Origin of the sequence: Paraburkholderia polaris, assembly GCF_012927345.1 — a bacterium.
In the GTDB taxonomy this organism is placed as follows: Bacteria; Pseudomonadota; Gammaproteobacteria; order Burkholderiales; family Burkholderiaceae; genus Paraburkholderia; species Paraburkholderia polaris.
Map to the genome: position 1 here is coordinate 122,312 of NZ_JABBGJ010000008.1, position 25,923 is coordinate 148,234.

Below are 25,923 nucleotides of genomic sequence, written 5' to 3' on the forward strand. Positions count from 1 at the left end.
AGATGCGACGCCATACGCGTGACGTCAACGGTCCACGAGGCGGCTGAGATTGCCGCGCACCCGTTGCAGCAGCGCGATGAGTTGCTTCGCTTCTTCGTCGCTGAAACCGTTCAGCGCTTCCAACGCGACTTCATCGCCCACTTTACGGGCCTTGCCGAGCGTTCGCTCGGCCTTCGGCGTCATCCGCACCTGGCGCTCACGGCGATCCTCTGGATTGGCCGTGCGCTCGATCCAGCCGCCCTCTTCCATGCGGTCCAGCAGGCGTCCCGCCGAAATCGGCGCGACTTCGAGCAGATCCGCGAGCCGCGCCTGATTGACGTCGCCGTAATGGGCGAGGTTGGCCAGCACGCGGCATTGCGCGCGCGTCAAATCGACTGATGATTTCGCGAGATCGTCGAAACGCTTGCCTGTCAGGCGGCCGACGTCGGAAATCAGAAAGCCGAAGCGTTCTTCGAGTTGGGTGGTCATGCGCGGATTATACGAAAGGCTTTTGTTTGTCATCGTCAAAACGGGTGCAATTCAGGCACCGCATAATTCCTGGTGGGCGCATGCGCTTGCAGCCGATATACTAAGCATGCTTACTATATCGAAGATCCCGCTCCCTCATGTCCTCCGACTCCTCGCCGACGAGCGCCGCCGCGCCGCTCAACCGGCCGATGATCACCGTCTCGATCATGCTCGCGACGTTGATCCAGACGCTTGACAGCACCATCGCCAACGTCGCGCTGCCGCACATGCAGGGCACGCTGTCGGCGTCGCAGGACGAGATCACGTGGGTGCTGACCTCGTATATCGTCGCGGCCGCGATCGCCACGCCCCTGACCGGCTGGTTATCCGACCGGCTGAGCGTCAAGCGGCTGCTGATCTTCTCGATCGGCGGTTTCACGGTGGCCTCGGCGCTGTGCGGGTTGTCGGAAACGCTGACGCAGATCGTCGCGTCGCGTTTGCTGCAGGGGATTTTCGGGGCCTCGCTGGTGCCGCTGTCGCAGTCGATCCTGCTCGACATCAATCCGCGCGAAAAGCAGGGCCAGGCGATGGCGGTGTGGGGCATGGGCGTGATGGTCGGACCGATTCTCGGGCCGACGCTCGGTGGCTGGCTCACCGATAGCTACAACTGGCGCTGGGTGTTTTTCATCAACGTGCCGATCGGCGCGTTTGCGCTGTTCGGCGTGGCAACCTTCCTGCCTGCGCGTGAACCAAAGCACGACGCAAAATTCGACGCATTCGGCTTTGCCACCCTGGGTCTCGCCATCGGCGCGTTCCAGGCGATGCTCGATCGCGGCGAACAGCTCGACTGGTTCGGCTCACATGAGATCGTTATCGAGGCGCTGATCGCGGCGATCAGCTTCGCGTTCTTCCTCGTGCATACGGCGACGGTCGGCAAGAAATCATTCTTCAAGTACGAGTTGCTGAAGGACCCGAACTTCGCCACCGGCACGTTCTTCATCTTCGTGATCGGCGCTGTGATGTATGCGACGCGCGCGCTGTTGCCGCCGATGCTGCAGAACCTGATGAACTATCCGGTCGCGACCACGGGTCTCGTCACGGCGCCGAGCGGCGCGGGGACCATGGTCGCGATGCTGTTCGCCGGGCGGCTATTGAAGCGGGTCGATGCGCGGCTGTTGCTGCTCACCGGCTTCCTGATCTCAGCGTTCGCGCTGTGGCAGATGATGCATTACACGATCGTGCTGTCGGAGTCGAACATCGTCTGGCCCGGCGTGATCCAGGGCTTCGGCCTGGGTCTCGTGTTTGTGCCATTGAGCGCGCTGACCTTCTCTACGCTAACGCCCGAACTGCGCGCGGACGGCACCGCGACGTACAGCCTGATGCGCAATATCGGTAGCAGTATTGGCATTTCGATCGTGCAGACGCTGATAACGCGCAACACCCAGGTCTCGCATGCCGACCTCGCGGCGAATATCACGCCCTTCAATCCGGCGATCCAGCCGATGCTCAACAGCGGATCAAATTACGACCTGGCGGCGCTGAACGCGTCGATTACGCAGCAGGCGTCGATGATCGCGTATCTGAATGACTTCAAGCTGATGTTCGTGGCCACGTTGCTGGTTATTCCGCTGCTGCTGTTGATCCGCCCAGCGCGCCAGGCGCCGGATGCATCAGTGGCGCATGCCGCGATGGATTGAGCACGAGGATGAAGTCAAGCGGGAGCGGCGGCGCACTCGCGTCACGCTCACCCTTCGATTCTTCCGCGCGTCACCCCCAGCAACCCCGCCATCGCCTCTCGCGCCGCCGCGGCGTCACGGTCGCGGATCGCTTCGAACACCGCCGAATGTTCCGCGAGCGACGCATTGAACACGTCCGCGCGTTTAGCATTCAGGCGTAACTGCGCTTCCAACGTTCGCTCGATCAGCGTGCCGAGCGGAATCAGCAATTCGTTACTGCACGCCGTCAGCACGCTCAGATGAAACTGCAGATCGGCGCGCACCCATTCGTCGACGGTACGTGCCCCGACCATCGACGCATGCGCTGCCGCCAGGGCTTTGAAGGTGTCGTCCGTGTGCGAGGCCGCCGCCAGACCCGCCGCGTACGGCTCGATCATCTCGCGCATTTCCTGCAACTTGAGTGCGAAGGCCATTGGCTCGGCAACGCGCGAGTACCAGTCGAGCACATCGACATCGAGCAGATTCCACGCGTGTTTCGGCCGTACCCGTGTGCCCACCCGCGGACGCGATTCGATCAGTCCTTTCGACGTCAATGTACGCAGCGCCTCGCGCAACACCGTCCGGCTCACGCCGAAGGTGTCCATCAACTCCGCCTCGCGCGGCAGGATCGAGTCGGGCGCGTAGTCGCCGCGCAGAATCGCGGTCGCCAGCAGATGGGCGACGCGCCCATGCAGATCGTGCTGAATAGCTTTCTCCCAGCAGCCTTGGGCTGCTATTGATATCGTCACTGAATCCGGAACGATCGCGATTATCCGGCATCCCGACGTGCCAACCTATGGCTTCGCCGCCGTTCCGGCGTGGGTCATGCTCGGCCCGCGCTCGTCCGCGGCCTCGCCGGCGCATGGAGAGTATCCAGCCGCCCCGGCCAACTTCCCGGCCAGCATCCGAGCAACATTCCGACCGACATCCCGACCAACAGCCCGACCAACAGCCCGACCAACAGCCAGCCAATATTTGGCCAATAGTACTATTAATAGTACTTAAACGCGCTTTTGTTGTAGCATGTGAATCCTCAAAATTGCCCGCACACGCAGGCACCCAGGCCGCAAGGAGACGCACACCATGAAAATCACCAAGCTCGAAACCTTCATCGTTCCGCCGCGCTGGTGCTTCCTGAAGATCGAGACAGACGAAGGTATCGTCGGCTGGGGTGAGCCGGTGGTCGAAGGCCGCGCGCATACGGTGGCGGCTGCCGTCGAGGAACTGTCTGACTATCTGATCGGCAAAGACCCCCTGCTGATCGAAGACCACTGGCAGGTGATGTATCGCGCGGGCTTCTATCGCGGAGGCCCGATAACGATGAGCGCGATTGCCGGTGTCGACCAGGCGCTGTGGGACATCAAGGGCAAGCATCATGGCGTGCCGATTCATGCGCTGCTGGGCGGCCAGGTGCGTGACAAGATCAAGGTGTATTCGTGGATCGGCGGCGACCGTCCGAGCGATGTCGCGAACAACGCCCGCGCCGTGGTCGAACGCGGCTTCAAGGCGGTGAAGATGAACGGCTCGGAAGAGTTGCAGATCATCGACACCTTCGACAAGGTGCAAGGCGTCATCAACAACGTCGCGGCCGTGCGCGAAGCGGTCGGGCCGAACATCGGCATCGGCGTGGACTTCCACGGCCGCGTGCATAAGCCGATGGCGAAGGTGCTGGCGAAAGAACTCGACCCGTACAAGCTGCTCTTCATCGAAGAGCCGGTGCTGTCGGAAAACGCGGAAGCCTTGCGCGACATCGTCAACCAGACCAATACACCGATCGCTTTGGGCGAACGTCTGTATTCGCGCTGGGACTTTAAGCACATCCTGTCGGGCGGCTACGTCGACATCATCCAGCCGGACGCGTCGCACGCGGGCGGGATTACCGAGTGCCGCAAGATCGCGTCGATGGCCGAGGCGTACGACGTCGCGCTCGCTTTGCACTGCCCGCTCGGTCCGATTGCTTTGGCCACCTGCCTGCAGATCGACGCGGTGAGCTATAACGCGTTCATCCAGGAACAGAGCCTGGGCATTCACTACAACCAGGGCAACGACCTGCTCGACTACATCAAAAACCCCGAAGTCTTCAAATACGAAGACGGCTTCGTGTCGATTCCGCAGGGTCCAGGCCTCGGTATCGAAGTGAACGAAGAGAAGGTGCGCGAGATGGCGAAGGTCGGCCACCGCTGGCGCAATCCGGTGTGGCGCCATGAGGACGGAAGCGTCGCGGAATGGTAATCGCGTGACGGCGCTCGGCGTGCGCGTTACGGTGGCGTGACGCGCACGCCGTCGCAGTTACGTAACATCGCGGACCGGAACGGCCTGAAGTCGCACGTTCCGGTCTTTCAAAGACCCCCCATCGCATTGCGCAAAGCCTTATCCAGAAAGGCTTTCCGCCCGTCTGTTCGGCATCAGACATACGCTTGGCCCACTCCTTGCTCAAATGCATTCAAACGACAAATGCATCGGGGAACATCATGGGCGAATTCCTTCCAGACTATCTGATCCGCGAACAGGCCGCCGTCGGCGCGCTGGTGGTGTTCGGCGTGCTTCGCATCATCGGCGCGATGCTCGCCTATGAACGCGGCTGGCGCATCTCCGTGGTCGAAAAATGCTTTATCGCTGCCGCGGTGCTGTACTGCCTGCCGCAGCTCTTCGATCTGCTGACGCAAATGGTCGGTTCGCGCGCCGCGAGCGCCGAGCTGGAAGGCAAGGCAGCAGGCTGCGCGATCGCGCTCTTCTGCGCGCCGATTCTCGGACATCGGCTCGGCCTTGAATAATCGGTTTCCTTGAACGGGATGCTCACCATGCGACTGGGAAATAGACCTGCAAGGTCCGCAAGACCCGCTTACCGCGCCGGCGACGTCCTGACGCTCAAGTCCGGCGGGCGTCCGATGACGGCCACCTGGACCGGGCCAGTGCTGTTCGCGCCGGGCAACTGGTTGATCTGCCAGTGGTTCGGCAATGACGGCGAGCTGCAGCAGGAGATGTTTCCGGAAGAGACGCTGGAACGGGCGCACAACGCGCTCGCTGCCTAGAGGGCAGTAACGGATCAGCCGGCCACCGCCGGGCGACCGTGTGTATTGCGCCGCACGCTTTTGCTGTGCGGCGCTTTTTTTAATCTCAGCCCAACGCGGCGAACGCCGGCACGCTATGCGACAACACGGCCGCAGCGACGAACACGCCGATCATCGCCAGCGCCTCCAGATACAGCACGTTGACGAAGGTATGCGCGTCCATCGTCGAGGCGGTACGGCGCAAGCGCGGCAGCGCCGATAAGCGGTTGAGTCCGCCGAGCACGAGCGCGAGTCCGACTAGCGTCAGCTTCAGCGTCAGCACATGGCCCCACGTGCTCATCTGGATCGCTTCGAACGAGCCGCCCGAACCGCGCACGGCATTGAAGATGCCCGTCAGCAGCACAAATCCGACCGCCACCACCGATACGTTCGACACCTGCGTCGCCGTGCGGATCAGCATCCCACGGGCGGTCGACGTGCCGAGCGCGGGCAATACCGCAAGCCCCGCCGCCATCGTCAGGCCGCCCCAGACGCCCGTGACCAGCACATGCAGCGTCTGCATGCCGATCGCCGCCGAGAGCGGGCCGGCATCGGCCGCGTGCCCGAGCGACGCCTTGCCCGCCGCAATCGCAATCACCGCGAGCCACAGCAGCGCATTGCGCAGCATGCCCGTATGACCGGCCATGGCCGTGCCCAGCAGCACCAGCGCGCCGCCGAACGCCACGCTCCAGCCATAACCGACATGGGTTTGCGTCAATACGGTCGGCACCACGCCGATGGCCGCCGGCAACGCCACGCCACTCATCGACGCCGCCTGATACAACAGCCAGCCGAGATCCGCGAACACCAGCACGACGGTGGCCGTCAACATCGACCGTTGAGCGCGCAACCAGGCAGGCCGTGCAGGGTTGATCTTGGCCTGCGCGTCCTTGGCGAGCCACGCGCCCAGCAAGGCCGAACCGACAGCAAACGCAAACGCGACATTCATGAGCGCGGCCATGGCGACCTGCCCGATCCACAGTCCGTCCATGCTCATTTGACGATGAACGCGAAGTCGCCTTGCGTGCGGTGGCCGTCCGTGGCAACCGCCGTCCAGTGCACCGCGTAGCGGCCGGCCGTCAGCTGCGGCAGCGGCAGGTGCATCACTTTTGCGTCACTTTTGTCGACTTGCGACGCAGCCGGCGCGGCGGGCTTGCCGCTCGCGTCGTTCAGCTCGATCCTGCTGAAAGCCGGCTCGAGCGGCTCGGTAAAATGGATCGTCACTTCAGTGGCGGCGGCCACTTCGGCGTTCGCCGCCGGCTCGCTCGACACCAGATGCGCATGCGCAAAAGCCGTGGACGTCATGACCAGCGCCGCGGCGCCGAACGTCAACGCACGCAGCGCCGGACGGGAAAAATTGAATAGCTTCATGTAAGGCCGATAGCTTGTGGAAGTAAAACGGTAGGCGTTGAGCCGGGGGCGTCCGCGTCGGACAGACGCCGGCGCGCCCGGAAGTGTACGCTTCGATGGTCGGCGCGCGCGTCGGTTCAACCTGCTTTGTTATGCAAGCCCGCGGGAGCGGCACGTGCACACGCGATTCCGCGGACAAAATCGAGACGCCCGAGCCGCCAGCCACGCAGCGGTGTGCGTCAAACTGTCGCATAGGCGTGACACCAGGAACCTTCTCTATTGTGGCAAATAGTCACCATCAGCCTTCGATGATAGAATTCTGCGTCGCCGCAGCGCCGGCTGCCCTTCACACCGAGCCGCTCGAAGTTCGGTCAGGTCCCCGATTTTGATGGAGTTACGCGTGTCTTCAAGACGCATTTTCCGCCCGTTGCTTGCCCTTCTGCTGATCGGCTCCGCGGGCGTCTATAGCGCTGCGAAAGCGCAGACTCAACCGAAGGCCCCCGATACGATGGAAGCGCGCGTGCAAGGCTGCACGGCCTGCCACGGCTCGCATGGCCAAGGTACCGACAACGACTACTTCCCGCGTCTGGCGGGCAAGCCGGCCGACTATCTGTACAACCAGTTGCAGAACTTCCGCGAAGGGCGCCGCAAGTACCCGCCGATGAACTACCTCGTCACGTATCTCTCGGACGACTACCTTCATCAGATCGCCACGTACTTCTCGCAGCAACGTCCGCCGTACCCCACGCCGGCCAAGCCGACCGTGTCGGCGACCATCGTTGCGCGCGGCCAGCAGATCGTGCTGCACGGCGACGCATCCAAACAGATTCCGGCCTGCGCGGCTTGCCACGGCAAGGCGCTGACCGGCATGGAACCCGCTATCCCGGGTCTGGTCGGCCTGCATTCGGACTACATCAGCGCGCAGTTGGGCGCATGGCGTTCGGGCTCGCGTCATGCCATCGCACCTGATTGCATGCACACCATCGCCACGCGTCTGACCGACGAAGACGTGAACGCCGTCGCTGCATGGCTTTCCACGCAAACGGCCCCACAAAACCCCGTGCCGGCTCCGGCCCGCTCGATGAAGACTCCGCTTGCCTGCGGCAGCGAACCGCAATAAGGCACCGGGAGAGACACTCAAATGAAACGCAAGTCTTTGTTCGCCCTCTCGGCAGTCGTCGTCGTTGCGGCTGCCGCACTCGTTCCCGTCCTGTGGTCGGGCGGCGACAACCTGCATAACGGCACGGCTATGGCGGCAACGCCCGCCGACCAGGCCGCGCTGATCAAGAAGGGCGAGTACCTCGCCCGCGCCGGCGACTGTATCGCCTGCCACACGGTGCGCGGCGGCAAGCAGTTCGCCGGCGGCCTGCCGATGGCTACGCCGTTCGGCACGATGTTCACGCCGAACATCACGCCTGACGACCAGTACGGTATCGGCAAGTGGACGCAGGACGACTTCTACCGCGCGATGCACACGGGCCGTTCGAAAGACGGTAGCCTGCTGTATCCGGGCTTCCCGTTCACAAGCTACACGAAGGTCACGCGCGCCGACTCGGACGCGATCTACGCGTACCTGCGCTCGGTTACGCCGGTCAATGTGCCGAGCCGTCCGCACGAACTGAAATTCCCGTTCAATCAGCGCAACATGCTGATCGGCTGGCGCACGCTGTTCTTCCGTGAAGGCGAGTACACGGCTGATCCGACCAAGTCGGTCGAATGGAACCGTGGCGCGTACCTGATCGAAGGCCTCGGCCACTGCGGCATGTGCCACACGTCGATCAACGCAATGGGCGGCCCGGTCAGCTCGGCGGCGTTCGCTGGCGGCTTGATCCCGCTGCAGAACTGGTATGCACCGTCGTTGACGTCGAACAAGGAAGCCGGCCTCGGCGACTGGGAAACCAAAGACATCGCCGACCTGCTGAAGACCGGTGTGTCGAACCGCGGCGCGGTGTTCGGTCCGATGGCTGAAGTGGTTCACAACAGCCTGCAGTACATGTCGGACGAAGACATCAACGCGATGGCAACGTACCTGAAGACGATTCCGCAGAAGAGCGAAGCACCGGAACCGCTGCAGCTCGAAACCTCGGAAAAGTTCGGCGGCGAACTGTTGAAGCAAGGTCAGAAGATCTACGCTGACAACTGCGCGAAGTGCCACGCGGAAAACGGCCTCGGTATGCCGCCGTCCTTCCCGCCGCTCGCGAACAACCAGTCGATCCAGATGCCGTCGGCGGTCAATCCGATCCGTATGGTGCTGAACGGTGGTTACCCGCCGAGCACGGAAGCCAACCCGCATCCGTACGGCATGCCGCCGTTCGCACAAGCACTGTCGAACACGGAAGTGGCCGCTGTCGTGACGTACATTCGTATGTCGTGGGGCAACCACGGTACGGCAGTGTCGCCGCAGCAAGTGTCTGATCTGCGTTCGGCGCCGCTCGACTAAGCGGCGTTAGATGCACCGGGGGCGCGGCCTGCGAAATACGCGGCCGCGCCCTTCGTTTTTTCAGGACCGGTATCATGTGGGGATAAACCCTTATGAAACCGCAGGAGGAAAGAGCCGTGCATGTCGGTGAGCGTTTCAACAGCATTACCCATCTCGTCGGCGCCGTGCTGTCGGTGGCGGGGCTTGCTGCTCTCGTGACAATGGGCGCGCTCGACGGCGACGCGTACAAGGTAGTGAGTTTCAGTGTCTACGGTGCGATGCTGTTCGTGCTGTATGCTATCTCGACGCTTTACCACAGCGTGCGCAACCCGCGTGTCAAAGCGGTTCTGCAAAAATGCGACCATTCGGCGATCTACCTGTTGATCGCCGGCAGCTACACCCCGTTCACGCTTGTCACTTTGCGTGGACCGTGGGGCTGGTCGCTATTCGGCGTAAGCTGGGGGCTTGCCGCTCTCGGCATCGTGCAGGAACTGACGCTCGGGCGACGCACCCGCAGCGTTTCGATGGTGCTGTATGTCTTGATGGGATGGCTCGCGCTCGTTGCCGTCCGCCCGCTGATTCAAGCCTTACCGGCAGCGGGTACCGCCTGGCTCGTGGCCGGCGGGATCATCTACAGCGCCGGTATCTACTTCTTCATCAACGACGAGCGCATCCGGCACGGACATGGTATCTGGCACCTGTTCGTACTGGCGGGCAGTCTGTGTCAATTCGTCAGTGTTGCGCGCTACGTCGCGTGACATCCCACGGCGGCGAAATGCAACTTAAGGCCAGTCAACGTGTCTGCATAGCGCGTTGAAGCATTCGGCACGCATTTGAGCGTGCCGCCGATTTCTCTGCGACCGGAACTGGGCTCTGGCCTCGAACGCGCCATGCGGGCGTGTTCATGCCGTGCTTGTACCAGCTTGTACCCACCTGGACCCGCTTGGGCCCAATCGGTGCCGTCTGCTACCGTTCGCGAAACTGCATTGCAAAGAGCATTTATGTCTTTTGATTCCCTCGGCTTGTCCGAACCGCTGGTCCGCGCTGTACACGAACTCGGCTACACCACCCCGACTCCGATCCAGACGCAAGCGATCCCCGCCGTGCTCAACGGCGGCGACCTGCTGGCCGGCGCGCAGACGGGCACCGGCAAGACCGCCGGCTTCACGCTGCCGATCCTGCAGCGTCTGAACACCATGCCCGCTGTCACCACGGCGTCGGGCAAGCGCGCTGTCCGCGCGCTGATCCTCACGCCGACGCGTGAGCTGGCCGCACAGGTCGAAGAAAGCGTGCGCGCCTACGGCAAGTATCTGAAGCTGAAGTCGACCGTGATGTTCGGCGGCGTCGGCATCAATCCGCAAATCGGCGCGCTGCGCAGCGGCGTGGACATTGTCGTCGCGACGCCGGGCCGTTTGCTCGACCACATGCAGCAGAAAACCATCGATCTGTCGCATCTCGAGATTCTCGTGCTGGACGAAGCCGACCGCATGCTCGACATGGGTTTCATCCACGACATCAAGCGCGTGCTCGCGAAGTTGCCGCCGAAGCGTCAGAACCTGCTGTTCTCGGCCACCTTCTCCGACGAAATCAAGACGCTCGCCGACAATCTGCTCGACTCGCCGGCGCTGATCGAAGTCGCCCGTCGCAATACGACGGCTGAACTGGTCGCGCAAAAGATTCACCCGGTCGACCGAGACAAGAAGCGCGAGCTGCTCACGCACCTCATCAAGCAACACAACTGGTTCCAGGTGCTGGTGTTCACGCGCACCAAGCACGGCGCGAACCGCCTTGCCGAACAGTTGACGAAAGACGGCATCAGCGCGCTGGCGATTCACGGCAACAAGAGCCAATCGGCCCGCACGCGCGCGCTCGCCGAGTTCAAGGACGCCACACTGCAAGTGCTGGTCGCGACCGACATCGCCGCGCGCGGCATCGATATCGATCAGCTGCCGCACGTGGTCAACTACGATTTGCCGAACGTGCCGGAAGATTACGTGCACCGGATCGGCCGCACGGGTCGTGCAGGCGCATCGGGCGAAGCGATTTCGCTGGTGTGCGTCGACGAGCTGCAACTGCTGAAGGACATCGAGAAGCTGATCAAGCGTCAGGTGCCGCAGGAAGTGATCGCCGGTTTTGAGCCGGATCCGACTGCGAAGCCGGAACCGATTCTGCGCCGTGGTCAGGGTGGCGGCGGTGGCAATCGTCAGCCACGCCAGAGCCAGGGCGCGCCGAAGCGCGAGGGTGGCCAGCGTGACGGCGGCCGCCGCGATGGCGCATCGTCGTCTGCCAAGCCGGCACAACGTTCGGGGCAGCGTCCGGCGAATGGTCAGCAGCAGCCGAAGCCGCAAGGTGCGAAGCCGGCCGGCAACGGCGGCCAGCCGCGCCGCGACGGCCAGCGTCATGACGGTCAACCGCGTGCAGCGGCGCACGAAGGCGGCGCCGCGCAGCATGCGCCCCGCAAGCCGCAGGGCGCAAAGCCACAAGGTGGCAATCCGGGTGCGTTGCTGGGTGGCGCAAAGCCGCGCAATGACGCACCGCGTGGCGGCCAGCCGACGCGCACCGGCCAGCGCGGCCGTTAAGTTTAAGCACTGCCTGCTCGCTAGCTGTAGTCCCAGATTAACGGCTAGCCGCAGCGGCAGCTTGCTTCAGGTGCTCGATCTGCCGTTCCCATCGATCGAGCACCGCCTCCCCTCCCCCTTCCAGTTCAAACGTAATGCCGCCTGTCAGGCGCGCATAACGCACGCTCTGCGCCTCCCCTGTGTCGATCGAGCCGATAAGGTACACGAGGCCGCTGTCATCGCCTGTTACGCCCGCTAGCGGCGTCAAACGCAATTGCACCTGATAGAACGCCTCGTCGCAGACGAACGTCAGCGCGGCCCGGCCGCTTTGCGCGATCACGCGCGCCGCCCGAGCCTGGGGCCACAATGCGACGCACAGCGAGCGCGAATCAGGCGCGTACAACTCGCCGACGCCGAGCAACGACGTGCGCACATGGCCGTTCGCATCGACGGTGAGCAGCGACGCGGTGAACCCCATCTTGCTCGCCAGGGACGAACCGTCGAATACCGTGCGGACGGCGTCGGGCCATTCGTCGAACACGTTCTGTTCGAGCGAACGTTCGGGTGAAGGAAAATCGCTCATCGTATCGATCCGGTCAGAAACAGGTTGCGAGGGTTGCCAAAGTTACCAAGCTTGCCAGGATCAATCATGCCTCGAAAAACGAATGGCCCGCACAAGCGGACCATTCGTCTTCATCTCTATACGCCGCGAACTCAGCAGACGAACATCAGCGAAAGAACACGTGCTGCGTGATCTTGGCGAGCGGGTAATGCACGCCCGGCTGAATCTTGGCCGGCAGATCGAGCGGCTTGAGCAGCATCTTCACGCACATGTCCGCCGACAGATTGCGCCGCACCAGCGCGTTAATGCGCGCCGCGCGTTCGCGGTTATAGGCCGAATCGTGCACACGCTCCGGATAACGAATCGCGAAGACATGGCGCAACGCAATCTCTGAGTCTTCGTTCTTGATTTCCATCACACGGCGCATCAGGGCGCCGAGAACCGCAAGACGCCCATTGCCTTCGATCTTGTTGTACTTCTTGAAAAACTTGAAAAAATGCTTGTAGTGACGGACTTCGTCAGTGCGAATGTTGTCGGTGATCTGCTTGAGCACTGGCTCGTCCGAACATTCGCCGATCGCGCGATATAGCGTGGCGGTGCCGGTCTCAACCACACAGCGGGCAACCATCTCGAGCGCGCGGGTCTTTTCGAAGTCTTCGACCGAGCAGGTCAGCGAATACTCCTCCATGAAATTGCGGAACGCAGTGTCCCAATCGAACTCAGGCCAGACGTAGGCGACATACGTCTTGAGAGCCCGGCCGTGCTGCATCTCTTCCGGCTCCCATTCCTGGTTGAGCCAGGCCGAGACTTCCGGATCGCCGTCGAAGAAGGTGCTCAGATTGCTGGTGTAAAGATCGGTGCCACTTTCGATAAACGAAGCGGCGCACAACAGAAGCAGCAGGTCTTCGTTAGCGACGGCCTTCTGGCGATCTATGCGGGTGAGGTCAATATCCTCGATCCGCCAGGGCATCACATGGTTCAGCTCAATGTGCATTGTGGCTTTGCTCCGAAAGCTGTATCGACTCGTGGAGCGCGCTCGAAACCGCCCGCTAGCGCAAGGACGGTCCGCCGTGTCAGATACAGCGCCTTGAATTAGAGTTAACCCCTTGTATCTTGCATCTTAGCCGGTGTTTCACAACTCTGCAGATAACCCAGCACAGACCGTGCCGAACAGCCGCAGTTCCAATTTCACGGTAGTCGAATCCTTCGGTTGATTACAAGCGACGCACGCAAAGGCACAAAAAAGCCAGCTCGACGAGCTGGCTTTGGCTTGAACAGAGGTTGCACGTCACGCGCAGAAATGCTCGCTGCGGAGCACAACGGCCGCCTGCAACGCCGTCATGCGAGCTGAACACCTTCGAGATGCCGGACGCGCCGCATACGCCACGCGACCACGACGAGCGACAATCCCGACAGCACTGCCGCAATCAGGACGTAGTAACTTGGCGCGAGCTTGTCGCCGGTCAAGTGAATGAAGGTCTCTACAATCGTCGGCGCAAAGCCGCCAAAGATTGTCACGCCGATGCTGTAACCGATTGACAGACCGGTGGAGCGCACCTGTGTCGGGAAGATTTCGGACATCAGCGCGGGCATCGGTCCGGAGTATGCCGCCTTGAAAATACCGGCTGTGCCTTGCAACACCAGCAGCCAGCCGATCGTCGGATGCGACTGCAACCACGCGAACATCGGATAGATCAGCGTGCCCATCAGAATCGACGTGGTCAGCATGATGCGAATCCGGCCGATGCGGTCGGACAATGCGCCCATCACCGGCGACAGCAGAAACTGCAAGCCGCCGTTGAGCACCACTACACCGAACGACGCCGCAGCCGGCATGTGCAACTGCTTGACCGCGTACATCGGCATGTAAAGTTGCAGCACGTACACGCCGACCGTGGATTGCGCAACGATGCCCACGGCCAGCAGCAGGTTCACCCACTGGTTGGAGAAAGACGCGCCCTTCTCCTCGGAGGTCTCCTGACGCTTGCCCGCGGTCTCACGCGCTTCGCGCATCGCGAGAAACTCCGGCGTCTCGTCGAGATGTGAACGGATGTAATAGCCCACCGGCCCGACCAGCAGACCGAATACGAACGGCAGACGCCAGCCCCAGCTATTGAGTTGCTCGGGCGGCATCCACGCGGTCAGCAGCGAACCGAAGGCCGCCGCGGTGATCGCGGCCAGACCCTGGCTCGCGAACTGCCAACTCGCGTAGTAGCCACGCCGCGACGCACTGTGCTCGACCATGAAGGCCGTCGCGCTGCCGAACTCACCGCCCACCGCGAAGCCTTGCACGAGCCGCGCAAGCAGAATCAACACGGGCGCCGCAATACCGATCGACGCATATGACGGCATCACGGCCATCGTGAAGGTGCCGACCATCATCAGCGCAATGGCGAGCGTGAGCGCCGCCTTGCGGCCTTTGCGGTCACCGTAGACGCCCAGCACGACGGCGCCCAGCGGCCGCATCAGGAACGAGATGCCGAAAGTGGCAATGGCGAGCAGCGTCGAGAGCCACTCGTCCTGCATCGGGAAGAACTGCTTCGCGATGATGGTCGCGAAATAGCCGTAGACGAGAAAGTCGAACCACTCGAGCGCATTGCCGACCGACGACGAAAACACGATACGCCGCACCATCGCTTTGGAAAGCGGCGCGGGCGTGGAATGAGATGAAGCTGTCGCGGATTGCGACGCGGGGGTGTTCATGATGTCTCCTGCCCTGCCAGATGCTGAATACCTGATTTGCTTGATGTACTTGAGACGCTGAATGCGCTCAATGCGCTTGTCCCGCGCAATGCCGGCTTTCGCGCGCAGCCCGTCTGGTTGTACGCGATGCCTTCATTTGGTCCCGAATGCGGTATGCCGCGGCGATACGTGATACATCGTCCGCAGATGCCGTAAAACGCGGCGGCCCAAGCGGCGCCGCGTTTCGTGTGGGACGTTTAGAACCCGGCTGCCAGCCCGTCGCGACGGCTGTCGCTCGCCGCCACGTAGCCGCGGTCCGGATCGTTACGGTCGAGCTTCCAGATGTACTGGCCGGAGCCGAAGTCCATGTACGGATCGTCGACCGACTTGATTGTGTGGCCCAGCTTCTGCAGTGCCGCGGCGGTCTTCGGATCGAGCGTCGATTCGATGTCGATCGTGAAATCGCGGTTGACCTTCCAGCGCGGTGCATCGCAGGCGGCCTGCGGTTGCTGACCGTAGTCGAGCATCCGCACGATCGATTGCAGATGGCCTTGCGGCTGCATATCGCCACCCATCACGCCGAAGCTCATCACCGCTTCCTGCTTGCCGTCCACCTGCTGCGTCAGGAACGACGGGATGATCGTGTGGAACGGCCGCTTGCCGCCTTCCACCACGTTCGGCGACTTCGGGTCCATCGAGAATCCGCAGCCGCGATTCTGCATCGCGATGCCGCTGTCCGGCACCACGATGCCCGAGCCGAAGCCCATGTAGTTCGACTGGATGAAGCTCACCATCATGCCGCGTTCGTCCGCCACCGACATGTAGATCGTGCCGCCGGCCTTCGGCATGCCGAAGTCGAACTGCGTGGCGCGCTTGTGGTCAATCAGCTTCGCGCGCGACGTGAGGTACGCGTCGTCGAGCATCTGCTCGGGCGTGACTTCCATCGAACGCGGATCGGCAACGTAGCGGTAGACATCGGCGAACGCCAGCTTCATGGCTTCAATCTGCAAATGCTGCGACTCGACGTTGTCGACGGCGAGTTCCTTCACGTCGAACTTTTCGAGGATGCCCAGCGCGATCAGCGCCGCGATGCCCTGGCCGTTCGGCGGAATTTCATGCACGGTGTAGCCGCGATAATCCTTGCCGATCGGCTCGACCCAATCCGCGCGGTAGTTGCGCAGGTCGTCGAGGGTCAACGCGCCGCCGCCTTCACGCGCAAACGCCGCGATCTGTTCAGCGATCTCCCCTTCGTAGTACGCACGCGGGCCTTGTTCAGCGAGCTTGCGCAACGTCTTCGCGTGGCCGGGAAAGCGCACCAGTTCGCTGACTTCCGGCGCGCGGCCGCGCGGCATGAAGGTTTGCGCGAAGCCCGGCAGGTCTTTCAGTTCCGGTACGGCTGCCGCCCACTTGTAGGCGACGATGCTCGCCACCGCATGACCGCGCTCAGCGATCTCGATCGCCGGCTCCATCAGATCGGCGAACGGCAGAGAGCCGAATTTCTGATGCAACGCTTCCCAGCCGGCGATCACGCCAGGCACGGTCACCGCGTCCCAGCCGCGCTTGGGCTGCTTCGCGAGACCGTTTTCCTCACCGTACTTGCGCTTGAAGTAGTCGACGTTCCATGCCGCCGGCGACACACCGGAAGCATTCAGGCCGTGCAGCTTCTTGCCGTCCCACACCAGCGCGAAGGCATCGCCGCCGAGGCCGCACGACACCGGCTCGACCACGGTGATGGCGGCGGCCGCGGCGATCGCCGCGTCGACGGCATTGCCGCCTTTCCACAACATCCGTAGCCCGGCTTGCGCGGCGAGCGGATGCGAAGTCGAAACGATGTTGCGCGCGAATACAGGCAGACGCGGCGTCGGATAGGGGTTTTGCCAGTTGAAGCCAGTCATGTCGAACACTCTCGAAAGCGCGGCCCGGCCTTGGGAAGACGCCGGAAACCATGGGAAACGGGTAACACGCGGGTGAAACGTGGAACCTCGGATTGCAGCGCGATCCGGCACAAAAAACAAATTCATTTATCAAATGAATAAATGCGCAAATGACCTGAATGGGTCGCTGCACGGGCGCCCCGGATCGGAACCATGACGCACGAGTTGGCAGACAAGACGTGCGATGGTCTTACAATAGCTCACCCTCGTTCACGCATTACCCGTTTTCCGGCCCGGCTTATCGCGCCGGCGGCGGGCAGCGTCGATAAAAAACCCACGACCCGAGACACATGACCCGAGACCCCCGCCTGACTCTCAACGCCCGGCAACAGGAACTGCTGGAGTGGGTGCAACGCGACGGCTTCGTGACCGTGGACGATCTCGCGGCCCACTTCGACGTGACGCCGCAGACGATCCGCCGCGACGTCAACTGGCTCGCCGACATGAACCTGCTGCGCCGCTATCATGGTGGCGCCAGTCTGCCGACCAGCTCCGAGAACGTCTCGTACACCGCGCGTCAACGGATGTTCCACGAAGAGAAGCGGCGCATCGCGACGCTAGTGGCCACTCACATTCCCGACCAGGCGTCCCTCTTCATCAACCTCGGCACGACCACCGAGGAAGTCGCACGGGCGCTCAACCGGCATCGCGGCCTGCGCGTAATCACCAACAATCTGAACGTCGCCAGCATGATGAGCGGCTATCCGGATTGCGAAGTGCTGGTGACGGGCGGCATTGTGCGGCCGTGGGACAAGGGCATCGTCGGCGAACTGGCGATCGACTTCATCCGGCAGTTCAAGGTGGACTTCGCGATCATCGGCACGTCGAGCATTGAAACGGATGGCACGCTGCGCGATTTCGATACCCGCGAAGTGCGTGTGGCCGAGGCGATCATCCAGCATGCGCGCACGGTGTTTCTCGCCGCCGACAACTCCAAATTCGGCCGTCCGGCGCTCGTCCGTCAAGGTCATCTCGATCAGATCGACGCGCTTTTCACCGACGCCGCACCGCCTCCCGAGATGGACGAAACGCTCGCTGCCGCCAATTGCCAGGTGTATATCGCCGAATGATCCAGGCGTCTTCGGCCATGTTGCAGTGCACGCGAAACTTCGAGTGAAATCAAGGATCTGAGCGCTGCCCCAAACCGCCTCAGCGGGTCCCAATTGTCAAAGGAAAAATTTACTGGGGCCCCTTTGGTGTTTAACCGGCGGTTGACTACACTCCAGTTCCCCGGCGTCCGTTCCGCGCTATGCGCAGTGCCGGTAGCGTGAACCTGTGTATGAGCCGTACCTCCCGCCTGATCCTCTAGCGGACTTCACTGGCATCTGGCCAGTCGCCGGCAAGGCCGTCCGCGTTTGCTTGACATGGAGAGAACAATGCTGAGTCCGCATGAATTCGCCACGTTGTTGCTCGTCAAAGACGCCCCCAACCAAGTCGACATGGAGCGAGAAGAACTCGACGCCCTGCTGGAACGCCAGCTTGTGCAACTCGAACGGCTCGCGTCGGGCAACGAACAATGGCGCGTGACCGAATCCGGCGACAGCGCACTCAAGGCCATCAAGCGTTTCTCGTAATACGTCCGGCTTTGAAGCCGACAACCGGCAACATGACGGCGGGCTGCGCCGCGGTGAGATAGTGGGCGCCCTCGTCTCTTCAAGTTGACGCACAATCTTTTTTGCCTCAAGGCAAGCCGCCGCACATGCGGCCGCTTTGTTGTGCCCAATTCATTTACACAGTAAATTGACGCGACGGACCTTCTGCCTTCGCGCATGCCAAAAACGCTCTCCTCCGACGACATCCAGCAATTCCGCGAAACCATGCGGCGCGTGGCCGAAAACGCATTTGCCACGCGCGGCGCGCAAGGCGTGACGATGCGCGAACTGGCGAAGGAGCTGGGTTGCAGCGCGATGACGCCCTATCGCTACTTCCGCGACAAGGATGAGATCCTGGCGATGGTCCGCGCTGCGGCGTTCAACCGCTTCGCGGCGCGGCTCGAAGCAGCGGCGAAACAGGCGCCCGCGACCGACCGCTCCGTCGTCAGCGACGCCTACGTGGCGTTCGCGCTCGACGAACCGCACGCCTACCGCCTGATGTTCGATCTGACCCAGCAGGAAGGCGCCTACCCGGAACTCACCGCCGCGTCGCAGCGTGCCTGGCGCATGCTCGGGGCGCACTTCGAGCAGCTCGTTGCCGCAGGCATTCTGGAAGGCGATCCACAGTTGATCGGCTATGCCTACTGGGCAAGCCTGCACGGCTTCACCATGCTAGCGCTCGCCAATCAGCTGCCTTTGCCACAGGCGCAACAAGCCGCCGCGAGCAACGCGCCGACACGCGAAGCCGTGTTCGCGCAGATTCGCCGGATGCTGTGGCGCGGGGCCCAGCCGCAGCGCGGCTAACCCCGCCTTAGCTGAGAGTTGCCCCCCGGTTCGCCCCGCAACGCTCAACGCGAATACGCCGGCGGGAAGGACTGGGCGGAGAAAATCGGGCGCGAAGGTCAGCCCGCGCGCAAGGTCGGATCGGCCGCCGCGCGCCAGCTCAACGCCTTGGCTCGCTGGTCGGTGAAGAACGCAACCCACTGATTACGCACCTGCGGGTCGGTGCTCACCCCTTGACTCGTATAGCGCTGCGCAAGCGACGCCTGGAACGCGCAGTAATCGTCCTTCGACAGCTTGCCGCGCCGGTTCGCCACGTACGCATCGAACAGCGTCGCGTAGACGCCTTGCGCGTCGTTGCCGTAGTCGACGGTCTGGGCACTGCACATCTGTTGCAACGATGCGAACGAGGGCGCGCCCATCGTTCCGTTCAGGCTCGGCGAGCTGACGCATCCCGCCATGAGCGCAGCGGCGCCGATCATCCAAAGTCCACGCATGAATTCACCTCGAAATGGCTCTTGCCGAGAGTATCGTCCGTGGCCGCGCGTTACGCCACCACCTTAGCCAACCGCTAGAGGGCCGCCTAAGAAAACCGAACTTTACTTTTTCGAATATGTTCATTAAAGTTCGAAAACGAACACTATCAGTTCGATAGTTTTTCCAAACCGCTTTCCGAAGATGACGCAGGGGACACAGCAGGTGACGCAAGGCTCGAGATACGATTTGCTCGTCGTGGGCGGCGGGATCAACGGCGCAGGCATCGCACGCGATGCGGCGGGCCGCGGCCTGTCGGTGCTGCTCTGCGAACAGGACGATCTGGCGGCACATACGTCGTCGGCCAGTACCAAGCTGATTCACGGCGGCCTGCGCTACCTCGAGTACCGCGAGTTCGGGCTGGTGCGCAAAGCCCTGCAGGAGCGCGAAACGCTGCTGCGCGCCGCGCCACACATCATGTGGCCGCTGCGCTTCGTGATGCCGCACATGCCCGATCTGCGCCCGGCCTGGCTGATCCGCGCCGGCCTGTTCCTTTACGATCACCTCGCCAAACGCGAACTGCTGCCCGGCTCGCGCGGCATCGTCATGCGCAACCATCCTGCCGGCGCACCGCTGGTTGATTCGATCAAGCGCGGTTTCGTGTATTCGGATGGTTGGGTGAATGACGCGCGTCTGGTAGTACTGAACGCGCTGGATGCGCAGGAACACGGCGCAAAGATTCTCACGCGCACCAAACTGCTGAGCGCGGTGCGCGCCGGTGGCGAATGGCGCGCGCAACTCAAGCGCGCGGACGGCACGATCCTCGACGTGCGCGCTGCCTCGATCGCAAACGCCGCCGGTCCGTGGGTCGGCGAACTGCTGCATGGCGCGCTCGGCCGCGAGGCGACGCACAGCGTGCGCCTCGTAAAAGGCAGCCATATCGTCACACGGCGCCTGTTCGAACACGATCACGCGTATATCTTCCAGAATCCGGACAAGCGGATCATCTTCGCGATTCCGTACGAACACGATTACACGCTGATTGGCACAACTGACCTCGAATATCGCGGCGACCCGTCGCAAGTAGCGATCGACGCCGACGAAATACAGTACCTGTGCGACTCGATCAACCGCTACTTCAAGCAGAAGATCTCGCCGCAAGACGTGCGCTGGACCTACTCGGGCGTGCGTCCGCTGCTCGAGGAAGAAGGCGCGGACAACCCGTCGGCGGTCACGCGCGATTACTCGCTCGAACTCGACGCGCCTGCGGGCGAAGCACCGCTTCTGTCCGTGTTCGGCGGCAAGATCACGACGTTCCGCAAGCTGGCTGAAGAAGCCGTCGACAAACTCGGGTACGCGCTGCATAAGAGCACGCCTTCTTGGACGGCCGGTGCGCCGTTGCCCGGTGGCGACATTCCGCAAGCCAACTTCGAGCGCTTCCTCGCCGGCTTCAAACAGCAGAATGCGTGGCTGCCCGCCGATCTGGCTCACCGCCTCGCTCGTGCGTACGGCACGCGCGTAAAGCATGTCATTGGCCAGGCGCGCTCGGTGGCCGACCTCGGCCGCGCTTTCGCGCCGGGTCTTTACGAAGCCGAACTCACTTACCTTCGCGACGCCGAATGGGCGCGCAGCGCGCAGGACGTGCTGTGGCGCCGCTCGAAACTCGGCCTGCACGTCGAACCGGGCACGCTCGATTCAATCACACACGACATTGACACGTGGTTCGCCCGCGAGCCGGTGCGGCAGAACGCTTAGTTCGGCCACACTCAGTTGCGTCGCTGAGTTGCGTCGCTAAGTTACGTCGCTGAGTTGCGTCGCTGAGTTACGTCACTAAGTTATATCACTGAGTTACGCCATTTAGTTACGCCATTTAGTTACGGCCATTCAATTTGGCCGCCAGGTCGGGCCATAGCAACGCGGCCTGACTGCTTGCATGAACCTGCATGAACCTGCATGAACCGAATCGATTTTCACCCCTCGGCTACTGGCAAAGCCGGGACGCACAACCACAAGCTGTTGCAGCCCGCTTAAAACAACAAGCCGTTCCCGTCGCCGGTCAACAGTCCGGCGATTCATAAAACGCATGGAGAAGAGACAATGCAGGATCAGTACATCCTCGCGCTTGACCAAGGCACCACCAGCTCACGCGCGATGCTGTTCGACCGGCTCGGCAATATCGTGTCGACCGCACAGAAAGAGTTCCAGCAAATCTATCCGCGTCCGGGTTGGGTCGAGCACGACCCGCAGGAAATCTGGTCGACGCAGGCCGGCGTCGCCGCCGAAGCCGTCACACGCGCCGGCATGAACGGTACGTCGATCGCTGCGATCGGCATTACCAATCAACGTGAGACCACCATCGTGTGGGACCGCGAAACCGGCCACCCGATCTATAACGCGATCGTCTGGCAAGACCGCCGCACTGCCGACTTCTGCGACCAGCTTAAAGAGCAAGGCCTCGAAGAAAAAGTCCGCGCGAAAACCGGCCTGCCGATCGACTCGTACTTCTCCGCGACCAAGATCCGCTGGATTCTCGACAACGTCGAAGGCGCACGCGAAAAAGCGAAGCAAGGCCGTCTCGCCTTCGGCACGGTGGATAGCTGGCTGGTGTGGAATTTCACCAAGGGCGGCCTGCATGTCACCGACGTGACCAACGCATCGCGCACCATGCTGTTCAACATCCACACGCTGAAGTGGGACGACGAGTTGCTCGAAGCGCTCGACATTCCGCGCAACATGCTGCCGGAAGTGCGTGCGTCGTCGGAAGTGTACGGGCCGACCAAGACCACCGTGTTCGCCTCCAAGATTCCGCTCGCGGGCATCGCCGGCGACCAGCATGCGGCCCTGTTCGGCCAGATGTGCACGGAGTCGGGCATGGTGAAGAACACCTACGGTACCGGCTGCTTCCTCGTGATGAACACTGGCGACAAGCCGATCGAATCGAAGAACAATCTCGTCACTACGATTGCATGGCAAATCGGCGATCAGATCAACTATGCACTCGAAGGCAGCATCTTCATCGGCGGCGCTGTGGTGCAATGGCTGCGCGATGGCCTTGGCATCATCAAGAACGCCGCTGAAATCGAATCGCTGGCGCGCAGTGTGTCGCACAGCGACGGCGTATATCTGGTGCCCGCGTTTGCAGGCCTCGGCGCGCCGCACTGGAACGCCCGCGCGCGCGGCACGCTGTTCGGCGTGACGCGCGGCACAAGCTCGGCGCATATCGCCCGCGCCGCGCTCGACTCGATCGCCTATCAATCGCTCGACGTGCTGAAGGCGATGGAAGCCGACTCCGGCATTCGCATCGGCGAATTGCGCGTGGACGGCGGCGCTTGCGCGAACAATTTGCTGATGCAATTCCAGGCGGACATTCTCGGCGTCGACGCAGTGCGCCCGAAGGTATCGGAGACGACCGCATTGGGCGCGGCGTATCTGGCCGGTCTCGCGGTCGGCTACTGGAAAGACGTGAACGAACTGAAAAGCCAGTGGGCGCTCGATCGCCGTTTCACGCCTGCCTTGCCGCACGCCGACGTCAAGGAATGCCTCGACGGCTGGAAGCGCGCGATTCGCGCCGCGAAGGCCTGGGCCGACACGCCCTGACTGCATTCCAACAGTTCAATAAGTCACTTTTCGACATAACGAAGCCGCTTATCCCGCGGCTTCCCTAACAACTATATTTCGGATAACCAACGATGTCTCCTTACATTGCGGAATTCATCGGCACTGCGCTCCTGGTGCTGCTCGGCAACGGCGCAGTCGCCAACGTGCTCCTCGCGCGCACCAAAGGTAAAGGCGCGGACCTGATTGTGATCGTGATGGGCTGGGCGATGGCTGTGTTCATCGCCGTGTACGTCACCGCATCGTACAGCGGCGCGCACCTGAATCCTGTGGTGACGATCAGCCTCGCGCTGGCAGGCAAATTCGCGTGGATGAAAGTACCCGGCTACATCGCGGCGCAGATGCTCGGCGGTATGGCGGGCGCCCTGCTCGTGTGGGTCGCGTATCGTCAGCACTTCAACAAGGAAGGCGATGCCGACGTGAAGCTCGGCGTGTTCTGCACGTCGCCCGCGATTCGCAGCGTGCCACATAACCTGCTCACCGAAATGATTGCGACTTTCGTGCTGATTCTCGGCGTGCTGTATCTGGCTTCGCCGCAAGTCGGCCTGGGCGCACTCGACGCGCTGCCGGTCGGTTTGCTCGTGCTCGGCATCGGCATTTCGCTCGGTGGCCCGACCGGTTACGCGATGAGCCCGGCGCGCGACCTGTCGCCGCGTCTGATGCACGCGCTGCTGCCGATTCCGGGCAAGCGCGACAGCGACTGGCGTTATTCGTGGATTCCGGTGTGCGGTCCGCTGCTGGGCGGCGCGCTGGCAACGGCGTTGTATCTGTACCTGCACGCGCACTGATCCTGCGGCGCACATAGGGGCGCCGCATAGGGTGCATATAGGGCGCGCACGAGGCGTAACTAAACGCACGCTTAAGGTGCAAATAAGCGCCGACGGAAAGCGACGGCACCGCGCACGCGGCGCCAAAGCACGTATCATGATGCTTTCAATCTCCGCGTATGAGCTTGCACCTGTCTTGCTCGCGTGCCTCTCGCTTTCCGCTTTAAAGCATGATCGACCACCTCATCTGTGACTGCGACGGCGTGCTCGTCGACAGCGAAATCATCGCTGACCGCGTGATGCTCGAAACGCTGTCTGCCACCTTCCCCGGTCTCGACTTCGAACCCGTCGTCAAGACGGCGTTCGGCCAGCAGACCTCGCGCTTTCTCGAAGGCATCGAGAAGTCGTTCGATATCACGCTGCCGGCCGATTTCTTCAATACGATCGAACACAACGTCGAGCTCGCGCTCGCGGCATCGCTCAGTCCGATCAATGGCGTGCGCGACGCATTGCAACGCGTGACGCTGCCGGCCGCTGTCGTGTCGAACAGCCGGACGGCGCGCGTGAATGCGTCGGTGCGGCGCGCGGGTTTGCAGCAGATTTTCGGCGAACGGATATTCAGCGCCGAACAGGTGGCGCGGCCGAAGCCTTATCCGGATGTGTATTTGTTCGCGGCGAAGGCGCTAGGTGTGGAGCCGGCGCGATGCATCGTCGTGGAAGATAGCGTGGCCGGTTTGAATGCGGCGCGCGCGGCGGGCATGAAGACGATTGCCTTCGTGGGTGCGAGTCATATCCCCGACGGTTACGCGGATGCACTGCGCAAGATGGGCATGACACGCATCATGAAGCATATGGATGAGTTGCCTGCGCTGGTTGAAGCTGGCGTGCGTGGTGAGTTTGGCGACGTGCAGTCGTAACGAGGCAGCAACAGAAAAACCGGCTGTAATAGCCGGCTTCAGGCCTCAGGCCTCAGGCTGCTGACCAACCCCACGTTTTTTCCGAGCGTGGGGTTTGTTTTTTTCAAACGCGCGAGAGTGCGTCGAGTTCGCGCCGGTCGGTGCCATTGTCCGGCGCGACAAAGCGTTCGCGTTCAACAAGCGCAAACCCATTCACCGCACGCGGCGCACCCCTTAACGCATCAAGCCTCGACGGCCACGCATTCGCGCGCCGTCGCCAGCGCCTGGCGGAATTCCACCAGTTCAGCGATCGTAAGCATCGGCAGATTGTGTTGTTGAGCGAAGCGCTCCACGTCCGCACCGCGCGTCATCGTGCCGTCTGCGTTCATCAGCTCGCACAGCACGCCGGCCGGCTTCAGACCCGCGAGAATCGCCAGATCGACCGTGCCTTCGGTATGGCCGCGACGCGCGAGCACGCCACCCGGCTGCGCACGCAACGGGAACACGTGGCCTGGGCGCACGATATCGGCAGGCTTCGCCGTATCGTTGATGGCCGCGCGGATTGTCGTCACGCGATCGAGTGCGGACACGCCGGTGGTTACGCCATCGCGTGCTTCGATCGAGACCGTGAACGCGGTGCCATGGCGGCTTTCGTTATTGACGGCCATTGGCGGCAGTTCGAGTGCGCGAATCTTGTCGTCGGGCAGGCACAAACAGACGATGCCGCTGCATTCGCGGATCAGCAAGGCCATGGTTTCGACGGAAAGACGCTCGGCTGAGACGATCAGATCGGCTTCGTTCTCGCGGTCGTGATCGTCTTGCAGGACGACAGCGCGACCATCGCGCATGGCTTGCAGCGCAGCGGCGATACGCGGCGGAACGGGTTCGGTGGCGAGCAGCGGGAGATCGAGAATTGCGCTGTCCGCAATCACCGACGGTGCAGGAAAAGTAGCAAAGGACATAGTTGAAACGCTCATCGCAAAAGTTGGGCGAAAAACGTTTCAGGGCATTGCAAACAGACAAAGACGCGCCGTTGAACGCCGAACAAAGCGACGCTCGCGCACCGCTCCAACCTCTAGCGG

General features: G+C 62.3%; 26 protein-coding genes. 16 read left to right on the top strand and 10 right to left on the bottom strand.

From position 1 onward, the window contains the following. Positions 1–24: 24 nt before the first annotated feature. Entirely contained in the window at positions 25–468 is a 444-nt protein-coding gene (locus tag HHL24_RS09350) for a MarR family winged helix-turn-helix transcriptional regulator (RefSeq protein ID WP_169485230.1), read from the bottom strand. Between the two features lie 137 nt (positions 469–605). On the opposite strand from HHL24_RS09350, the gene HHL24_RS09355 reads away from it, so the two are divergent. After that, complete coding sequence (locus tag HHL24_RS09355; RefSeq protein ID WP_169485231.1) at positions 606–2,144, top strand: DHA2 family efflux MFS transporter permease subunit; 1,539 nt, start codon at positions 606–608, stop codon at positions 2,142–2,144. Between the two features lie 47 nt (positions 2,145–2,191). Here HHL24_RS09355 and HHL24_RS09360 read toward each other — a convergent pair whose 3' ends face one another. Then, entirely contained in the window at positions 2,192–2,905 is a 714-nt protein-coding gene (locus HHL24_RS09360) for a FadR/GntR family transcriptional regulator (RefSeq protein WP_169485307.1), read from the bottom strand. 340 nt (positions 2,906–3,245) lie between these two features. On the opposite strand from HHL24_RS09360, the gene dgoD reads away from it, so the two are divergent. The 3 genes from dgoD (at position 3,246) to HHL24_RS09375 (ending at position 5,194) form a co-directional block, all read left to right on the top strand. After that, positions 3,246–4,394: a galactonate dehydratase gene (gene dgoD / locus HHL24_RS09365; RefSeq protein WP_074765636.1), complete on the top strand. Its 1,149-nt coding sequence runs from the start codon at positions 3,246–3,248 to the stop codon at positions 4,392–4,394. Positions 4,395–4,633: 239 nt separating this feature from the next. After that, complete coding sequence (locus tag HHL24_RS09370; protein ID WP_169485232.1) at positions 4,634–4,936, top strand: hypothetical protein; 303 nt, start codon at positions 4,634–4,636, stop codon at positions 4,934–4,936. A gap of 27 nt (positions 4,937–4,963) precedes the next feature. Beyond that, entirely contained in the window at positions 4,964–5,194 is a 231-nt protein-coding gene (locus tag HHL24_RS09375; RefSeq protein ID WP_169485233.1) for a YodC family protein, read from the top strand. 85 nt (positions 5,195–5,279) lie between these two features. On the opposite strand, the gene HHL24_RS09380 is transcribed toward HHL24_RS09375, so the two are convergent. After that, positions 5,280–6,209 carry a CopD family protein gene (locus HHL24_RS09380; RefSeq protein ID WP_169485234.1) on the bottom strand — a complete coding sequence of 310 codons (930 nt, stop codon included), beginning with the start codon at positions 6,207–6,209 and terminating at the stop codon, positions 5,280–5,282. Beyond that, positions 6,206–6,583, bottom strand: a complete 378-nt coding sequence (gene copC, locus HHL24_RS09385; protein ID WP_169485235.1) for a copper homeostasis periplasmic binding protein CopC — start codon at positions 6,581–6,583, stop codon at positions 6,206–6,208. Before copC ends, HHL24_RS09380 begins: the two co-directional genes overlap by 4 nt. 367 nt (positions 6,584–6,950) lie before the next feature. On the opposite strand from copC, the gene HHL24_RS09390 reads away from it, so the two are divergent. The 4 genes from HHL24_RS09390 (at position 6,951) to HHL24_RS09405 (ending at position 11,560) form a co-directional block, all read left to right on the top strand. Then, on the top strand, positions 6,951–7,682 hold the full coding sequence (locus tag HHL24_RS09390; RefSeq protein WP_169485236.1) for a c-type cytochrome: 732 nt from the start codon (positions 6,951–6,953) through the stop codon (positions 7,680–7,682). Between the two features lie 21 nt (positions 7,683–7,703). Beyond that, positions 7,704–9,002, top strand: coding sequence for a c-type cytochrome (locus tag HHL24_RS09395; protein WP_169485237.1), 1,299 nt, complete (start codon positions 7,704–7,706; stop codon positions 9,000–9,002). Positions 9,003–9,118: 116 nt separating this feature from the next. Continuing rightward, positions 9,119–9,739: a PAQR family membrane homeostasis protein TrhA gene (gene trhA, locus HHL24_RS09400; RefSeq protein ID WP_169485308.1), complete on the top strand. Its 621-nt coding sequence runs from the start codon at positions 9,119–9,121 to the stop codon at positions 9,737–9,739. 243 nt (positions 9,740–9,982) lie between these two features. Continuing rightward, positions 9,983–11,560, top strand: a complete 1,578-nt coding sequence (locus tag HHL24_RS09405) for a DEAD/DEAH box helicase (protein WP_169485238.1) — start codon at positions 9,983–9,985, stop codon at positions 11,558–11,560. A 37-nt stretch (positions 11,561–11,597) separates the two neighbouring features. On the opposite strand, the gene HHL24_RS09410 is transcribed toward HHL24_RS09405, so the two are convergent. From HHL24_RS09410 to ggt, 4 genes are all read right to left on the bottom strand, one after another. After that, on the bottom strand, positions 11,598–12,122 hold the full coding sequence (locus HHL24_RS09410; protein ID WP_169485239.1) for a hypothetical protein: 525 nt from the start codon (positions 12,120–12,122) through the stop codon (positions 11,598–11,600). A 145-nt stretch (positions 12,123–12,267) separates the two neighbouring features. Further along, positions 12,268–13,095: a ferritin-like domain-containing protein gene (locus tag HHL24_RS09415; RefSeq protein ID WP_169485240.1), complete on the bottom strand. Its 828-nt coding sequence runs from the start codon at positions 13,093–13,095 to the stop codon at positions 12,268–12,270. Positions 13,096–13,439: 344 nt separating this feature from the next. Beyond that, on the bottom strand, positions 13,440–14,804 hold the full coding sequence (locus HHL24_RS09420) for an MFS transporter (RefSeq protein ID WP_169485241.1): 1,365 nt from the start codon (positions 14,802–14,804) through the stop codon (positions 13,440–13,442). A gap of 236 nt (positions 14,805–15,040) precedes the next feature. After that, positions 15,041–16,678, bottom strand: a complete 1,638-nt coding sequence (gene ggt / locus HHL24_RS09425; RefSeq protein ID WP_169485242.1) for a gamma-glutamyltransferase — start codon at positions 16,676–16,678, stop codon at positions 15,041–15,043. A 329-nt stretch (positions 16,679–17,007) separates the two neighbouring features. On the opposite strand from ggt, the gene HHL24_RS09430 reads away from it, so the two are divergent. The 3 genes from HHL24_RS09430 to HHL24_RS09440 all read left to right on the top strand — a co-directional run bounded on the left by HHL24_RS09430 (position 17,008) and on the right by HHL24_RS09440 (position 19,113). Continuing rightward, on the top strand, positions 17,008–17,787 hold the full coding sequence (locus HHL24_RS09430; protein ID WP_169485243.1) for a DeoR/GlpR family DNA-binding transcription regulator: 780 nt from the start codon (positions 17,008–17,010) through the stop codon (positions 17,785–17,787). A gap of 306 nt (positions 17,788–18,093) precedes the next feature. Then, the gene (locus HHL24_RS09435) at positions 18,094–18,291 is read left to right on the top strand and encodes a hypothetical protein (protein WP_169485244.1); all 198 of its coding nucleotides are present in this window, start codon (positions 18,094–18,096) and stop codon (positions 18,289–18,291) included. A gap of 195 nt (positions 18,292–18,486) precedes the next feature. Next, positions 18,487–19,113, top strand: coding sequence for a TetR/AcrR family transcriptional regulator (locus HHL24_RS09440; RefSeq protein ID WP_169485245.1), 627 nt, complete (start codon positions 18,487–18,489; stop codon positions 19,111–19,113). Positions 19,114–19,211: 98 nt separating this feature from the next. Here HHL24_RS09440 and HHL24_RS09445 read toward each other — a convergent pair whose 3' ends face one another. Further along, entirely contained in the window at positions 19,212–19,586 is a 375-nt protein-coding gene (locus HHL24_RS09445) for a hypothetical protein (RefSeq protein ID WP_206002776.1), read from the bottom strand. A 202-nt stretch (positions 19,587–19,788) separates the two neighbouring features. Between HHL24_RS09445 and glpD the strand changes: the two genes are divergently transcribed. The 5 genes from glpD (at position 19,789) to HHL24_RS09465 (ending at position 24,862) form a co-directional block, all read left to right on the top strand. Next, positions 19,789–21,318, top strand: a complete 1,530-nt coding sequence (glpD, locus tag HHL24_RS09450; protein WP_169485310.1) for a glycerol-3-phosphate dehydrogenase — start codon at positions 19,789–19,791, stop codon at positions 21,316–21,318. A gap of 188 nt (positions 21,319–21,506) precedes the next feature. After that, the gene (locus HHL24_RS44550) at positions 21,507–21,641 is read left to right on the top strand and encodes a hypothetical protein (protein ID WP_268966701.1); all 135 of its coding nucleotides are present in this window, start codon (positions 21,507–21,509) and stop codon (positions 21,639–21,641) included. Between the two features lie 19 nt (positions 21,642–21,660). Next, entirely contained in the window at positions 21,661–23,160 is a 1,500-nt protein-coding gene (gene glpK, locus HHL24_RS09455) for a glycerol kinase GlpK (RefSeq protein WP_169485246.1), read from the top strand. Positions 23,161–23,252: 92 nt separating this feature from the next. Then, the gene (locus HHL24_RS09460) at positions 23,253–23,966 is read left to right on the top strand and encodes an MIP/aquaporin family protein (protein ID WP_169485247.1); all 714 of its coding nucleotides are present in this window, start codon (positions 23,253–23,255) and stop codon (positions 23,964–23,966) included. A 209-nt stretch (positions 23,967–24,175) separates the two neighbouring features. Further along, positions 24,176–24,862 (top strand): HAD family hydrolase, encoded by a 687-nt coding sequence (locus tag HHL24_RS09465; protein ID WP_169485248.1) that lies wholly within the window; start codon positions 24,176–24,178, stop codon positions 24,860–24,862. 221 nt (positions 24,863–25,083) lie between these two features. Here the strand turns inward: HHL24_RS09465 and ribB are convergent, their stop codons facing one another. Then, the gene (gene ribB, locus HHL24_RS09470) at positions 25,084–25,803 is read right to left on the bottom strand and encodes a 3,4-dihydroxy-2-butanone-4-phosphate synthase (protein ID WP_206002778.1); all 720 of its coding nucleotides are present in this window, start codon (positions 25,801–25,803) and stop codon (positions 25,084–25,086) included. Positions 25,804–25,923 lie beyond the last annotated feature (120 nt).

Bases quoted from the DNA above. Each gene is read 5' to 3' on its own strand.
- HHL24_RS09350 (WP_169485230.1), bottom strand. From the start codon at position 468: ATGACCACCCAACTCGAAGAACGCTTCGGCTTTCTGATTTCCGACGTC.
- HHL24_RS09405 (WP_169485238.1), top strand. From the start codon at position 9,983: ATGTCTTTTGATTCCCTCGGCTTGTCCGAACCGCTGGTCCGCGCTGTA.
- HHL24_RS09430 (WP_169485243.1), top strand. From the start codon at position 17,008: ATGACCCGAGACCCCCGCCTGACTCTCAACGCCCGGCAACAGGAACTG.
- ribB (WP_206002778.1), bottom strand. From the start codon at position 25,803: ATGTCCTTTGCTACTTTTCCTGCACCGTCGGTGATTGCGGACAGCGCA.
- HHL24_RS09435 (WP_169485244.1), top strand. From the start codon at position 18,094: ATGCTGAGTCCGCATGAATTCGCCACGTTGTTGCTCGTCAAAGACGCC.
- HHL24_RS09410 (WP_169485239.1), bottom strand. From the start codon at position 12,122: ATGAGCGATTTTCCTTCACCCGAACGTTCGCTCGAACAGAACGTGTTC.
- HHL24_RS09415 (WP_169485240.1), bottom strand. From the start codon at position 13,095: ATGCACATTGAGCTGAACCATGTGATGCCCTGGCGGATCGAGGATATT.
- HHL24_RS09465 (WP_169485248.1), top strand. From the start codon at position 24,176: ATGATCGACCACCTCATCTGTGACTGCGACGGCGTGCTCGTCGACAGC.
- HHL24_RS09420 (WP_169485241.1), bottom strand. From the start codon at position 14,804: ATGAACACCCCCGCGTCGCAATCCGCGACAGCTTCATCTCATTCCACG.
- HHL24_RS09445 (WP_206002776.1), bottom strand. From the start codon at position 19,586: ATGCGTGGACTTTGGATGATCGGCGCCGCTGCGCTCATGGCGGGATGC.
- HHL24_RS09395 (WP_169485237.1), top strand. From the start codon at position 7,704: ATGAAACGCAAGTCTTTGTTCGCCCTCTCGGCAGTCGTCGTCGTTGCG.
- HHL24_RS09440 (WP_169485245.1), top strand. From the start codon at position 18,487: ATGCCAAAAACGCTCTCCTCCGACGACATCCAGCAATTCCGCGAAACC.
- copC (WP_169485235.1), bottom strand. From the start codon at position 6,583: ATGAAGCTATTCAATTTTTCCCGTCCGGCGCTGCGTGCGTTGACGTTC.
- HHL24_RS44550 (WP_268966701.1), top strand. From the start codon at position 21,507: ATGAACCTGCATGAACCGAATCGATTTTCACCCCTCGGCTACTGGCAA.
- dgoD (WP_074765636.1), top strand. From the start codon at position 3,246: ATGAAAATCACCAAGCTCGAAACCTTCATCGTTCCGCCGCGCTGGTGC.
- HHL24_RS09375 (WP_169485233.1), top strand. From the start codon at position 4,964: ATGCGACTGGGAAATAGACCTGCAAGGTCCGCAAGACCCGCTTACCGC.
- HHL24_RS09460 (WP_169485247.1), top strand. From the start codon at position 23,253: ATGTCTCCTTACATTGCGGAATTCATCGGCACTGCGCTCCTGGTGCTG.
- ggt (WP_169485242.1), bottom strand. From the start codon at position 16,678: ATGACTGGCTTCAACTGGCAAAACCCCTATCCGACGCCGCGTCTGCCT.
- HHL24_RS09390 (WP_169485236.1), top strand. From the start codon at position 6,951: ATGGAGTTACGCGTGTCTTCAAGACGCATTTTCCGCCCGTTGCTTGCC.
- HHL24_RS09380 (WP_169485234.1), bottom strand. From the start codon at position 6,209: ATGAGCATGGACGGACTGTGGATCGGGCAGGTCGCCATGGCCGCGCTC.
- HHL24_RS09355 (WP_169485231.1), top strand. From the start codon at position 606: ATGTCCTCCGACTCCTCGCCGACGAGCGCCGCCGCGCCGCTCAACCGG.
- HHL24_RS09370 (WP_169485232.1), top strand. From the start codon at position 4,634: ATGGGCGAATTCCTTCCAGACTATCTGATCCGCGAACAGGCCGCCGTC.
- glpK (WP_169485246.1), top strand. From the start codon at position 21,661: ATGCAGGATCAGTACATCCTCGCGCTTGACCAAGGCACCACCAGCTCA.